General features: G+C 62.1%; 12 protein-coding genes. 7 read left to right on the forward strand and 5 right to left on the reverse strand.

The genetic code is table 11. The annotated features are described in order from the left end of the window. Window positions 1-149: 149 nt before the first annotated feature. Genes ACAty_RS01600 through kdpC form a run of 4 tightly spaced genes read left to right on the forward strand, consistent with a single transcriptional unit; the run spans window position 150 to window position 4,677 of the window. Entirely contained in the window at window positions 150-242 is a 93-nt protein-coding gene (locus tag ACAty_RS01600) for a potassium-transporting ATPase subunit F (protein WP_038471499.1), read from the forward strand. Next, on the forward strand, window positions 239-2,005 hold the full coding sequence (kdpA, locus tag ACAty_RS01605) for a potassium-transporting ATPase subunit KdpA (protein ID WP_004870320.1): 1,767 nt from the start codon (window positions 239-241) through the stop codon (window positions 2,003-2,005). Before ACAty_RS01600 ends, kdpA begins: the two co-directional genes overlap by 4 nt. Window positions 2,006-2,015: 10 nt before the next feature. Beyond that, window positions 2,016-4,082, forward strand: coding sequence for a potassium-transporting ATPase subunit KdpB (gene kdpB, locus ACAty_RS01610; protein ID WP_004870322.1), 2,067 nt, complete (start codon window positions 2,016-2,018; stop codon window positions 4,080-4,082). A 10-nt stretch (window positions 4,083-4,092) separates the two neighbouring features. Beyond that, window positions 4,093-4,677 (forward strand): potassium-transporting ATPase subunit KdpC, encoded by a 585-nt coding sequence (gene kdpC / locus ACAty_RS01615; protein WP_004870323.1) that lies wholly within the window; start codon window positions 4,093-4,095, stop codon window positions 4,675-4,677. Between the two features lie 159 nt (window positions 4,678-4,836). Here kdpC and ACAty_RS01620 read toward each other — a convergent pair whose 3' ends face one another. Then, window positions 4,837-5,772 carry an extracellular solute-binding protein gene (locus ACAty_RS01620; protein ID WP_004870325.1) on the reverse strand — a complete coding sequence of 312 codons (936 nt, stop codon included), beginning with the start codon at window positions 5,770-5,772 and terminating at the stop codon, window positions 4,837-4,839. Between the two features lie 117 nt (window positions 5,773-5,889). On the opposite strand from ACAty_RS01620, the gene ACAty_RS01625 reads away from it, so the two are divergent. Further along, window positions 5,890-7,371 carry an FAD-binding domain-containing protein gene (locus tag ACAty_RS01625; RefSeq protein WP_004870327.1) on the forward strand — a complete coding sequence of 494 codons (1,482 nt, stop codon included), beginning with the start codon at window positions 5,890-5,892 and terminating at the stop codon, window positions 7,369-7,371. Window positions 7,372-7,476: 105 nt separating this feature from the next. On the opposite strand, the gene ACAty_RS16200 is transcribed toward ACAty_RS01625, so the two are convergent. Beyond that, window positions 7,477-8,064 carry a cytochrome P460 family protein gene (locus ACAty_RS16200; protein ID WP_004870328.1) on the reverse strand — a complete coding sequence of 196 codons (588 nt, stop codon included), beginning with the start codon at window positions 8,062-8,064 and terminating at the stop codon, window positions 7,477-7,479. A 335-nt stretch (window positions 8,065-8,399) separates the two neighbouring features. Between ACAty_RS16200 and ACAty_RS01635 the strand changes: the two genes are divergently transcribed. After that, window positions 8,400-9,932: a DHA2 family efflux MFS transporter permease subunit gene (locus tag ACAty_RS01635; protein WP_004870330.1), complete on the forward strand. Its 1,533-nt coding sequence runs from the start codon at window positions 8,400-8,402 to the stop codon at window positions 9,930-9,932. A gap of 92 nt (window positions 9,933-10,024) precedes the next feature. After that, window positions 10,025-10,933, forward strand: a complete 909-nt coding sequence (locus tag ACAty_RS01640; RefSeq protein ID WP_004870331.1) for an EamA family transporter — start codon at window positions 10,025-10,027, stop codon at window positions 10,931-10,933. A gap of 185 nt (window positions 10,934-11,118) precedes the next feature. Here the strand turns inward: ACAty_RS01640 and ACAty_RS01645 are convergent, their stop codons facing one another. From ACAty_RS01645 to ACAty_RS01655, 3 genes are all read right to left on the reverse strand, one after another. After that, the gene (locus ACAty_RS01645) at window positions 11,119-11,736 is read right to left on the reverse strand and encodes a hypothetical protein (protein WP_004870333.1); all 618 of its coding nucleotides are present in this window, start codon (window positions 11,734-11,736) and stop codon (window positions 11,119-11,121) included. Then, window positions 11,720-12,256, reverse strand: a complete 537-nt coding sequence (locus ACAty_RS01650) for an RNA polymerase sigma factor (RefSeq protein WP_004870335.1) — start codon at window positions 12,254-12,256, stop codon at window positions 11,720-11,722. The genes ACAty_RS01645 and ACAty_RS01650 overlap by 17 nt, the downstream gene beginning before the upstream one ends. Window positions 12,257-12,464: 208 nt before the next feature. Further along, entirely contained in the window at window positions 12,465-13,223 is a 759-nt protein-coding gene (locus ACAty_RS01655) for a substrate-binding domain-containing protein (protein WP_038471502.1), read from the reverse strand. Window positions 13,224-13,368 lie beyond the last annotated feature (145 nt).

Here is a 13,368-nt window from a genome sequence, read left to right on the forward strand (position 1 = left end):
TTTTTATGGCATTTTTACACGGCTGTCGTTATGGTGCCAAAGTCTGCAAGGAGATCGATCATGTTTTTGCTCTACCTCGTGATACTGCTGATACCTTTCGGTCTGGGCGCGGGCCTCGTCTATTTTCTCGAGCGTGTGAGGAGCTGGTGATGGATATCTTTACCTGGATCGGTCTTGGCCTTGCCGCTGTCTTGCTCGTATATCTGTTCTTTTTCCTGTTCAACCCGGAGCGTTTCCTATGAATGACGCCCTGCTGCTCACCTTCACCACGATTGCGCTGAGTATCGTTCTCGCGTGGCCTCTGGGCATCTACATGCGGCGTATCTACAGCGATGAGCATTGCCTGGCCAAAAGGCTCCTGGGGCCGGTGGAGCGTGCCATCTACGTCGTCGCTGGCATCGATGCCAAGGCCGATATGGGTTGGAAGCAATACGCCCTGCTCTGGATTTTGTTCAATGTGGTGGGCGGTGTTTTTCTTTACGTGCTTTTGTACTTTCAGAATTACCTGCCACTCGATCCCATGCATTTTGGCAGCCCCGGTGTACAGATCAGTTTCAACACGGCGGCGAGTTTCGTCTCCAACACCAACTGGCAGGATTACGGTGGCGAAACGACCATGAGTTATCTCAGCCAGATGCTGGGCATGGCCGTACAAAACTTTCTTTCGGCCGCCTCGGGCATCGTCCTGGCCATCGCCATGATTCGCGGCTTTACCCGGGCAGAAAAGCCGGGCATCGGTAACCTGTGGGTGGATCTGGTACGCACGACCCTGTATGTGCTCATCCCTCTGTCCATCGTTCTCGCCCTCTTTTTCGTGGAGCAGGGGGCCATCCAGAATTTTGCCGCCTACGTCCACGCCGATTTGCTCCAGCCCTTTGTCCACCAGGGCAAGCTCATGACCCAGCAGGTCATCGCCATGGGGCCGGCGGCATCGCAGGAGGCCATCAAGCTCCTCGGGACCAACGGCGGCGGTTTTTTCAATGCCAATTCCGGCCATCCTTTCGAGAATCCCACGGGGCTGACCAATCTCTTCCAGATGGTGGCCATCTTCCTCATTCCCTTTGCCCTGGTGTTCTATTTTGGACATCGGGTCAAGAACCTGCGTCTGGGGGTAGGTATCCTCGCCGTCATGCTTCTGCTGTTCACCCCTTTGGCATTGCTCAGTCAGCAACAGGAACTGGCGGGTAACCCGCTGCTGACGGCCGTGGGCGTCGATCAGAACAACACCCCGGCTCTGGCGGGGGGTGGCAACATGGAGGGGGTGGAGGAGCGCATCGGCGCCGCCGGCAGCGCCCTCTTTGGTGCGGTGGCCACGGGTACCTCCACGGGTGCGGCCAACTCTGCCTACGACTCCTTCATGCCCTTGTCGGGAATGGTGAATCTGCTCCTCATGCAACTCGGAGAGGTGACCCCAGGCGGGGTGGGTACGGGCATTGCCTCCATGCTCGCCTTCGTCCTCATCGCCGTTTTCCTCGCGGGCCTCATGATCGGCCGCACGCCCGAATTTCTGGGCAAGAAGATCGAGGCCTACGAAATCAAGATGGCCTCTCTGGCCATTCTGGTCATGCCCCTGCTGGTCCTCATCGGCACGGCCGTGGCCGTGAGCCTGCCCGGTGGGCGCGACGCGGTCTTGAATCCGGGCGCCCACGGCTTTTCGGAGATTCTTTATGCCGTGACGAGCCCCAGTAACAACAACGGCAGTGCTTTCGGCGGCCTTAACGCCAACACCACCTTCTACAACCTGCTGACGGGCCTGTGCGTACTGGTCAACCGCTACCTGGCTTATCTGCCCTTGCTGGCCATTGCCGGCTCCCTGGCGGCAAAAAAACGGATCCCGGCCAGTCCCGGTACCCTGAACCCGGCCACCCCCCTTTTCGTGGTCTTCACCACCATCGTGGTCTTGCTGGTCGGGGCATTGAACTTCATCCCGGCTCTCGGTCTTGGGCCCATCGCCGAGCAGTTGAGTCTGCCCTCGGCAGTCCACACCGCTTCGACTGGTCATTGAGAGACGCACCATGACGACCCATCACATCCATAGTGCACGTTTTTCCTGGCGCGATCTGGGCCGAGCCGCCATTCGTGAGAGCTTCCGCAAGCTCGATCCGCGGGTGCAGTGGCGTAACCCGGTGATGTTCGTGGTGTATATCGGCGCCATTTTGGTCACCGCCATCGGCATCGCCGACCTTCTGCACGGCCGCTGGTCCGAGGCGGGCTTTGTCTGGGCCGTGGATTTCTGGCTTTGGCTCACCGTGCTCTTTGCCAATTTCTCCGAAGCCCTTGCCGAAGGGCAGGGCAAGGCCCAGGCAGCGAGCCTGCGCCAGGCCCGCCACGAGGTCACGGCCAAGAAGCTGCGCGAAGCGCGTCACGACGCCGGCTGGGAGGAGGTGGCGGGAGCGAGCCTGCAGCCCGGGGATTACGTCCTGGTGGAGGCCGGTGACACCATCCCTTCCGATGGTGAGGCCGTGGAGGGGGTCGCCTCGGTGGACGAGAGCGCCATCACCGGTGAAAGCGCCCCCGTCATCCGCGAAGGCGGCGGCGATCGCAGCGCCGTCACCGGCGGCACCCGGGTGCTGTCGGACTGGCTGGTGGTGAGAATCACCAGCAGTCCCGGCGAGACCTTCCTCGACCGCATGATCCGTATGGTGGAGGGGGCGGCGCGGCGCAAGACCCCCAATGAGATCGCCCTGGCGGTGCTGCTGGTGCTGCTCACCATCGTGTTCCTGGTGGTGACGGTCACCCTCTACCCCTTTTCCTACTATAGCGTTCACTTTGCCAACCACAGCGGCACCGTGATCAGCACCACGGTGCTGGTGGCCCTCTTGGTCTGCCTCATTCCCACCACCATCGGCGCCTTACTGCCGGCCATCGGTATCGCCGGCATCATGCGCCTCTTGCAGGCCAATGTGGTGGCCAAGTCGGGCCGCGCCATCGAGGCGGCAGGGGACGCCGATGTCCTTTTCCTGGACAAGACCGGCACCATTACCTTTGGCAACCGCCAGGCTTCGGCCTTCTACCCCGCCCCCGGTGTGACGGATCAGGAGCTCGCCAGTGCCGCGCGCCTGTCTTCCCTCACGGACGATACTCCCGAGGGAAAAAGCATCGTCTTGCTGGCGGAGCAGAAGTATCCCAGTGCCCGGGAGAGCGTGGGGGAGGACGCCAAATGGATTGCGTTCAGTGCCGAAACGCGCATGAGCGGTGTCGATGCCAGCGGCAAGGAGCTACGCAAAGGCGCGCCCGATGCCGTCAAAGCCTGGGTTCTGGAAAAAGGCGGACAGTGGCCGGCGGAGATCGACCAGATCGTGCAGAAGGTGGCCCAGTCCGGCGCCACACCCTTGGTCGTCGCTCTGGACGGCCGCGGTTTGGGGGTGGTGGAGCTCAAGGACATCGTCAAGCCCGGCATCAAGGAGCGCTTTGCCGAACTGCGCAAAATGGGTATCCGTACGGTGATGGTCACGGGCGATAATCCCCTGACGGCGGGGGCCATCGCCGCCGAGGCCGGAGTGGACGATTATCTGGCCGAGGCCAAGCCCGAGACCAAACTCGCGCGTATTCGCGAGTACCACCAGGAAGGCCACATGGTGGCCATGACCGGCGACGGCACCAACGACGCGCCAGCCCTCGCGCAGGCCGATGTGGCCGTGTGCATGGCAAGCGGCACCCAAGCTGCGCGGGAGGCGGCCAACATGGTGGATCTGGACTCCGATCCCACCAAGCTTCTGGAGATCGTCCGCATCGGCAAGCAGCTCCTCATGACCCGCGGGTCTCTGACCACCTTCAGCATTGCCAACGATGTGGCCAAGTACTTCGCCATCATCCCGGCGGCTTTCGTGGGAACCTATCCGCAGGTCGCCGCGTTGAACATCATGGACCTGAGTTCGCCTGAGAGTGCGATTCTCTCGGCGGTGATCTTCAATGCCGTGGTCATCCCTTTCCTGATCCCATTGGCCCTCAAGGGCGTCGCCTACCGGGCGGTGTCGGCGCAAGCGCTTTTGCGCCGTAACCTCCTGATTTACGGCCTGGGGGGGCTCATTGCGCCCTTCATCGGCATCAAGCTCATCGACATCCTCCTAAGCCTTCTGTGAGGGGTGCATCATGATCCGTTCCTTACGCGCAGCACTCATCGTCTTTGCCCTGCTGGTGCTGGCCACGGGCATCGTCTACCCCCTTGTGGTCACGGGCCTTGCCCAGCTCCTTTTCCCGCACCAGGCTAACGGCTCCCTCATCCGCGAAGACGGCAAGGTGGTTGGTTCCCGCCTCATCGGCCAGTATTTCAACGAGCCCCAATATTTTTGGGGACGTCCCTCGGCCACGGACCCCGTCCCCTACGATGCCGAAAACTCCGGTGCCTCCAATCTGGGCCCGACCAATCCGAAGCTTATCCAGCACGTCCGCGAGCGGGTCGCCCGCCTGCGCGCGGCCGATCCGGCCGAGGGCAATCGTCCGGTGCCGGTGGACCTCGTCACCTCATCCATGAGTGGTCTGGATCCCGATATCAGCATCGCCGCCGCCCGTTACCAGCTGGCTCGGGTGGCCCAAGCGGGGCATCTGCCGGAGCAGCAGGTGGCGGCACTCATGGAGAAGTACACGAAGCCCGCCTTGTTCGGCTTCATCGGTGAGCCGCGGGTGAATGTGCTGGAGCTCAATCTGGCCCTGCACCGCCTCTATGAGGAGCGCTGACAGATCCTTTGGCTAATGTAAATTCGCAAAAGGCGCCCATGGCGCCTTTAATTTTTACCTCAAGGAGAATCTCATGGGCTTCCCTCCAGAGCCGCGTCCTCGGTCCTTTGCTGAGTCCGCGATAATGCGGGAAGGGTTTTCATAGGGTGAGAAAAAGGATCAGCTCTTTTTATTGTCGGCCTCCACTGCTGGACCGTGGGGCGCGCTGTAACCGTTGTCGCGGAAGATTTTTTGCCCCGTCGCACTGCGCAGGAAATCGACGAACTCCTGTCCCAGTTGGGGATGGGGAGCGTCCGTCAAAACCGCCGCGTAGAACACCAGGGGCTGGGGATGCACGACCTTATCTTTCCCATCCACGCTTATCGTGAACTGCACCTTGTCGTACCAGTCCTTGGCGTAGCGTGGGTCGCTCAGGTTGATCTCGGGAGGCAGTTTGACGCAGGGCAGTTTTTGTGAGGTGACCGCGCTCAGATAGCCCGACGAAGCCGCCAATTGCCCGGACTTGAGCCGCGTCAGTAGAGATGGCTCCGTGAGAATCTGCCGGGGATTCATCTGCTCTCCGAGGATTTTCTGGGCGAGGCCAGGGATGTGGTAATAACGCTCGGCCAGAAGCATGGTGAAGATGATGTTCTGCCCCTGGGGATCCGTGCGTGGATCCGTCCGACCAAAGGTCACTCCCGGCATCTGCAGGACCTCATACCAGGCTTTCTTGCCCTGGGCCGCGGCCGCAAAGTCCTTGGCGTAGGGACTGTCGGGGCTGTAGGCAATGCACATCTGCGTGCTGGCGACGGGATAGGCCTCGCGCACCAGGCCCGCCTGCTGGAGGATCTCCACAGGACCGGGGGTGATGGAGACGAAAACGTCCGGACGAATCTTGTGGTCGGCGATGAGGCGGGCAAGCCCATAGGCTCCCTGGCCCTCGCCGCGGTAATCCACCCCGCGCGTCTTGGCGAAATCGGGCCCGAGATGCAGATCCATCACGGCACCCATGGAGCCGGCGTAGGCAACGTAGAGATCCTCGGCATTCGCCTTGGCAGCGCCGACGGCAAGGGTAAGGGGCAGTAGTAGACAGCTGAACAAGACGGTTGGGCGCACGCTAGTCTCCGGGATTCGAAATATCTGCATGAATATATCGAAGTGCTTCCCTTGTCAATGCTCGGCGGCACCCTTGATCCAGTTGAGGAGGCCCTAAGCCCGTGGCAGACTGCCATCATGACGGACTTGGCCCTGGTGTGGTTCAAGCGCGATCTGCGGTGTACGGACCATGCCCCTTTGGCGGCGGCCGCCCGTTGTCGCAGCGCAGTGGGGCTTTACGTGCTCGAGGACGAGTGGCTGGGGGCCCCGGAGTGGGATCCCCAGCACTGGGAGTTCATCCGCCAGAGTTTGCTGGAGCTGCGCGATAACCTTGCGGCGCGGGGAATGCCTCTGCTGCTACGGCGGGGCGCAATGCCGCTGGTGCTGGCGCAGTTGTGGCGCGATTATCCTTTCACGGAGCTCCTCAGCCACGAAGAAACCGGCTCGGCGTGGACGTACGCCCGAGATCGGCGGGTGGCCGCCTGGTGTCGCGAGCGCGGAATAGCGTGGCGCCAGTGGCCACAGTTTGGTGTGGTCCGACCCCTTGCCCAGCGCGATGGCTGGGCTGAGGCCTGGGAGCGATTCATGGCACGGCCGCCGCTGGCGGCGGTCGGGCAGCTCCCCGGAACGACCACGCCCTTGGATGGCGGCGATATTCCCAGTCTCGACGCATTGGGTCTACCAGCGGCGCGGCCAATACCGCCGGCAGGCGAGGCCGCGGCTACGCGCACCCTCGAAAGCTTCATTGCCGAGCGCGGCAGTCGCTACCTGCACACCCTGTCGAGCCCCCTGCTGGCGGAGCGTGGCTGTTCACGTCTCAGTGCACACCTTGCTTACGGCACCGTTTCCATGCGCCAGGTGGTCCAGCGCACACGCCAGCGCCTGCGGGAATTGCGCAAGGAGGGCAGCGCTGAGGCGGGCGAGCGGGCGCGGCACCTGCGCGGTTTTCTTTCGCGTCTACACTGGCACTGCCACTTCATTCAAAAGCTGGAGGATGAGCCGGCCAGCGAATTCCACAATTTTTCGCGCAGCTACGATGGCTTGCGTGAGGACGATTGGAGCGAAGAGCGATTCTTGGCCTGGGCCGAGGGTCGGACCGGCTTTCCCTTCGTCGATGCCTGCATGCGCTGCCTACGCGCTACGGGCTGGATCAATTTTCGTATGCGGGCGATGTTGGTGAGCTTTGCCAGCTACCACCTCTGGCTGCATTGGCGGGGCACCGGTTTATTCCTGGCGCGGCAGTTTTTGGACTTCGAGCCCGGCATCCATTGGAGTCAGATGCAGATGCAGTCGGGCACGACGGGCATCAATACCCTACGCATCTACTCCCCCAACAAGCAGTGGGCGGACCAGGATCCGCGTGGGGAGTTCGTGCGCCGTTGGCTACCGGAGTGGGGCAGCCCCGACTACCCGCCACCCATCGTCGATGAGCAGCGTGCCGCCCGTATTGCCAAGGAGCGGATATGGGCGCGCCGCCGCCAGCCCGAAGCGCGCGCCGAGGCCCGACAGGTTCTCGAGCGCCACGGCTCGCGCAAGGACCGCAGCCGCACGCCAAGGCCCAAGGCTCAGCCGCAGCCGCCAACCACGACCGAACAGCTGGAGCTTTTCGCCGGCGAGTAAAGGGCCGGCTAGAGCCGCCCACTCCCCAAGTCGCGATGCGTGGCGACTCCGGGTGGCCGCTCGGCTGGCCAGTTTCCGCGGGGAGCGTTCACAGAGGACGAAGCCTTACTGCACCACGTGCCCCGGATATTTTTTCAGCAGGGTCAGGTACTCGGGGTTCATTTCCTGCTTGGGGAAAAAGGCCTTCCACGTCGTTACGGGCAAGAGTTGCTGCGGGGGCGGGGCGAAGACGAAGTCCTGCTGGCGCACCAGGGCGTGGCAGGCGATGCAGGAGCCGACCTTGCCAAAGGCGATGACCTTTCCCGAGGGCTGGTAGGCGGCCATGATCCAGTTCCGATCGCCGGCATCGAAACCGGGAGCCTTCAGCATGGCCGTGACCCCCACCAATTGCTTCTGGAGGTTGTAGTTTTCCTTGATGAGCAGGCTACCGTCCTCGTAACGCCGGACCTTGAGTATGTCGCCGGCCGCTTCGATGTTGCGTATGGCGGGGGCATTGGCGAGGTCCGTCGTCAGCGGGTCTACGGTGCGCGAGCCGACCTGAAACGGCGTGCTTTCGGGCATGGTGGCGTGGGCCTTCTCGAGCGTCTGGATCTGCTGCCAGAGGGCCGCGGGAGTGACGGTCGTTGCCATTACCGGTACGGCGAAAGTCAGCAAGAAAGCGGTGCTCAGGGCGTTCAGTTGCGCGGTTTTCATGATGCGGACTCCTCTTTTGGGCATGGCCCCGGGGCGCGGGCCTACGCTTATAGAGTCGTTTTCATGGCCGATTATTCCCGGGCCGCCAAGGCGATGCGTGTGTCGTTCCATTCGGAGGAAACCGACTTCTGTCCTGGGTGACACGCTTGGATTACGGGTGAGTAGCGTGACTATCCCAAGACCGTCAGACAGGGTGTTTGGGAAAAGTCGGATAATCGCGCCGGTTTTTGCGGCCAGTCATCGAGCGTTGGCGCAAATCCCTGGCCCGAAGCGGCGAATTCATTGGGCGTGGAGCGGTTGGACAGGGAGTTCAAAAACTTCGTAGAGTAGGGATTATGGCCACGATTCCTGCCGCGCATGCCGAGCAACCGCCGCTCTCCCTGGTCGCTATCACCTTTGCCGTGATGGCAGCGATCATCATGAACGTGCTCGACACGACCATCGTGAACGTGGCCCTGCCGAACATGGAGGGAGCTCTACGCGCCAACGCTGACCAGGGAACCTGGATCCTCACCACCTATCTGTTGGCGATGGTGATTGTGACCCCGCTCACGGGCCTGATCGTCGAACGCTTTGGGCAGGAACGCGCCATGCTCTGGAGCGTTGGGGTTTTCGTGTTCTCCTCGGCCATGTGTGGGCAGGCCCACAGCCTGGTGGAAATGGTGTTTTGGCGTTTTTTGCAGGGCGCATTCGGCGCGGCCATGGTTCCCATTGGCCAATCGGTCCTGGTATCGAGCTATCCCCCGGAGCGCCGTGGGGTGGCCATGGCGACCCTGGGCATGGGCATCATGCTGGGTCCCATCGCTGGCCCCATCCTCGGTGGACTGCTGACCGATACGGTGGGTTGGCGCTGGTGCTTTTATGTCAATGTTCCCGTGGGACTGCTGGCCTTGCTGTTGATCTGGCTGTACGTGCCCCAATCGGGTAAGAGTACCCAACCCCGCCGGATAGACTGGCTGGGATTTCTGCTGATGGCCATCGGATTGGGCGGCCTGCAGATCGTGCTTAGTCTCGGTAACCAGGATGACTGGTTCAGCTCGCACTTCATCGTCAGTGTGACGCTGATGGCTCTGGTTGCGCTGCTGTTTTTTGTCTGGCGTTGTCTCGAAATCGCTTATCCCGTCGTCAATCTTCGTTTATTGAAAGATCGGGCATTAGCCCTGGGAAGCGCCGGTATCGGCATCTTTGGCCTGGCGCTCTACGGTGTCATGGTCATTCTTCCCATCTATCTGCAGGATCACATGGGCTATGAGGCGGTGACCTCCGGTTATGTGATGGCTCCGCAAGGAGTGGGGGCCATGATCTCCATGTGGGTATCCGGACGGCTCATCAACCGCGGCGCGAGTGCGCGTTGGATGGTGTTTTCGGGTATTCTGCTCGGTCTCTGGGGTTCCTGGTACACGATACACTACGACCTCAGCGTGAGTCCGTGGTGGATCGTCTTTCCCGGTTTCATCCGCGGTTTGGGCTTGGGGTTGATTTCCATCCCCATCTTCAACCTTGCCTTTGCCACCCTGACCAAGGAGCAAACGGCCGAAGGTTCCGGGATATTCAATCTGATGCGAAATCTCGGGGGTTCCGTGGGGATCGCCATCATCTCCACCATCATGTCGGAGCAGACCCAAGCGGGCTGGAACCAAATCGGTGGACACATCAATACCTTCAGTGACGCGCTGCGGCGCTACTGGCACGCATCGGGTCTACACCCCGATCCGAGTACCTGGGCCATCATGGGACAGACCCTGGGGCAGCAATCGGCCATGCGCGGTATCCTCGATGCCTTTACCCTGGTCTTTTACAGCTTTATCGCGATGATTCCTCTGGTGCTGCTCATGCCACGGCGAAAAGCACCAGAGCATCGCCAGTAGAGGGCAGCCTCTGGTCACGATTCGCTTCTGGAGCACGCATGCACAGTGTTTCCTTGACCCTGGGCCCTCTTCAAATCCCTCTCTGGATTCCCGTGACCATCTTTGCCGCGGTGATGCAGACCTGGAGAACCGGGGTGCAGGCCAGGCTCAAGGGCCAGTTGAGTGCGGGAGCGGTAAGCTTTGCGCGCTTTCTCTATGCCATGCCACTGGAGTTCCTGGCCTTCCTGATTCTGCTTGGTCACTTTGGTCCGGCACTTTTCCGGCACAACCATCTGGAGTTTTGGTTTTACTGCCTGGCGGGCGGTTTGGCTCAGATCTTCGGGACGGTGTTTCTGGTTCAGTCGTTTCACAGCCGAGGACTGGTGGCCGGTACCGCCTACGCCAAAACCGAGGCTGCCCAGCTGGTCATTCTGACGACCCTGTTTCTGGGGGCGCAGCTACCACCAGCGGCCGTCGTCGGCATTTTTCTGGCTCTGGCCGGTGTGCTGGTGCTCGGAGCCAAGGGCTGGGACTTTCTTGCCTCCAGCTTCTGGCGGGGATTGGGACAACCAGCGGCGCGCTATGGCTTGGCGGCGGCTTTGGGCTTCGCCCTGACCGCCATCGCTCTGCGGGCGGCAAGCGGCGAGGTGGATCCTGGGCTCCCGCCGCTGGCCACGGGCCTGTGGATGCTCTTGGTGACCAATTCTCTGCAAACGCTACTGCAGGGAGGCTACCTTGTCGCACGAAAGCGGGAGCAGTGGCGTGAGAGCCTACGGGGCTGGCGCATCGCTTGGCCCGTGGGCCTTCTGTCGGCGCTGGGCTCTTGGGCCTGGTTCAGTGCCTTCGCACTCACCCAGGTAGCTCTGGTTCGGGGTTTGGGCCAGATTGACACCCTCTTGGTCTTCCTTTTTGGCCATCACATCCTCAAGGAGCGCCTCGGTCGGGCCGAGATCGTGGCGACTCTGCTCATCGTCATCGGTGCCCTCTGTATCGTTGCCCCAGATATAGGTTGGCGAGCCTAGAGCTACCTGCCCTGGCGCGTGAAGAGGAGTAACCGGAGTAGCGTCGTCGGTTCGCTCGACGGGGGCGAATGGAAAGCGTAAACCGTTTGTCCGGATGGTATTGGCAAAGCGATTGGGATTGGGTCTGTGGACCGGCTATTTTGGCCCCAGAAGGGGATAGCGACGTTGTCGCCCACGAAGCCGTTCTAGACCACCCCCTGACGCCGCACGGCCTGCGTCAAAAGTCTCAAGGCCTCCTCCGAGTGACTCAACAGCAGGATAGGATAACCGTCCTTGCCGTGTAGGCTGCGCCAATGCCGCTGACCTGCCTGGCCACTGGGAGGCAGGGGGGTGGGGTTCTTGAATACCAGCATCCAGGCCCAGCCGGGCATCTGGCCATCGGCTACCTTCTCCATGAAATAACTCCAGTGCCACACCGGCAGCGTCGCCACGTGGCAGTCTTTGGCCAGCTGCCAGATGGCGGTGGTAAGCCGTGTGGGATCGAAACCAAGAGCTTGGGCGGCGGCCTCGGGCTTGGCCATGAGCTGGCCACGTAGGCCCTCCTCGCCGCTGACGTGGCGAAAGGCGGCCTCCATGAGGGGCGGGGTCTCCAGCCTGGCTGCCACTTCGAGAACGGCGGCCCCGGTGCCGCCAGCCAGGGCCGATCCCAAGAGCCACTGCCACGGTCGGAAGAAGAATAGTCGGCGACCGGGATCCTCGGGCCCCGTTCCCAATGGAGACGGCGATGGCTCGTATTCGGGTACGGGCAAGGAACGCAGGGCCTGGCGCAGGCGCTGCTCGAAGTCTTCAGGATCCGGTGGCATGGTTTTGCGTATCCCCGCGCAGCGCGCGTGGCTGAAAAAATTGGCGCAGGGCTTGGCGTCCGCGGCTGATGCGGCTCATGACCGTGCCGACGGGCACGCCAAGAATCTCCGCAATCTGCCCATAGCTGAGATCTTCCAGATAGAACAGGCTGACGGCCTCCCGCTGAATGGTGGGCAGCGTGTTCAGAGCGCGAAGGATATCCATCTGCAGGTCCGATAGGGGGGCAAAATCGGGATAGGGCAGAGTCGCTTCCGATTCCTCGGGAACGAAGCGCGCCGACTCGGCCAGCGTGCGCCACCATAGGCGGCGCTGAATGGTCAAAAGCCACGCCCACTCTGCCTCGGCGACGCGCAGGGATGAGCGTTTGGGCCAGGCACGCAGCAGTGTTTCCTGGCTGAGGTCCTCGGCACGATGGTAGTCTCCCGTCCAGGCCCAGGCCACCCGAAAGAGGCGCGGACGGTAGTGACCCAGCCAAAGCGCCTCGGCATCGGACGGCCGATCGCGCTTGCGCCCGGTCACACCGACCTCCCGCGCTCCACGTGGAGCCTCGGGCGGTGGCGCCGCCGGCTGGACCGAAACGCCCTGATCATCACCAGGGCACTGCCGGGCCATGCACCTTGGCGACCCGCCACAGACCTTTGGCCTTTTTGCCCATGGTCTTTACCAGCACCCGGTTCCCCCGCCAGAGGCGGGGTGGTCGGAGCGGGCTGCACTGAACTGCGGACCATCAATCCCGCCAGCCAAAGCGCGTGAAGATCGCTTTGCCCTGCGGGCCCAGCACGAAATGGTAGAACTCCCTGGCGGCGGGCTTTGCCTGGCCACGCCGAGTCAGGGACAGATCCATGTCCCGGTAGAGTACGTGACGCGGTCCGAGGGGTACGATCTCGGCAACCTTGGGATGGGCAATCTGCCAGATGTTGTAGATGATCCAGGCATCGGGAGCGTCCTTGCCGGTCCAGCGTTGCAAGGCATCGGCGCTGTTGGGAGCGTAGTAGACGATATTGGCGCGCAGTTTGCGCAGGGTGTCGAGATTGCCGTTCTTGCCGGCGATATCCTCCCACAGGCCCGTCTGCCCCGCCCCCTGAACCACCATGACGGATACGCCAGGCTTCAACAGGTCCTCGAAATCGCGGATCTTCAGCGGGTTGCCCGGGTGCACCAGAATGGCCGCGGGGCGCAGATAGGCCGGGATGATGCTTTTCTCATCCACGAGGCCGGGCATGTTGGTGAGGAAGTCCGTCATCATGTTTTCCGAGCCGGAATAGATGAGATCGGCATTGTCGAGGGCCTGCTCCCGCCATTTGGGCAGGGGGCCGGCGACCACCTGCACCTCCACATCCGGGTGCGCCTGGTGGCAGGCCTCCGCCGCCGCCTGCATGGCCGGGAAAGGCCCGCCGGGGCCATAGACGTGGAGCACCTCACCGGCGCTTGCGCCGAGAGTCCACAGTAGAGAGACGAGTGCTACGAGATATGGGGCACGGTACATTCAGAACATCCTCCCAGGATTCCATCGGTGGTTGTAGCGGGCAGCGGGGGGATAGCGATTCCAGATCCCACGACCCTTATCTTGGCCATCGGCCGCCTTGAGAGTGTCTCTGGCGCTGGTTTTTATTCCAACGATACCCGCCTCT

This window comes from Acidithiobacillus caldus ATCC 51756, assembly GCF_000175575.2.
GTDB classification, from domain to species: domain Bacteria; phylum Pseudomonadota; class Gammaproteobacteria; order Acidithiobacillales; family Acidithiobacillaceae; genus Acidithiobacillus_A; species Acidithiobacillus_A caldus.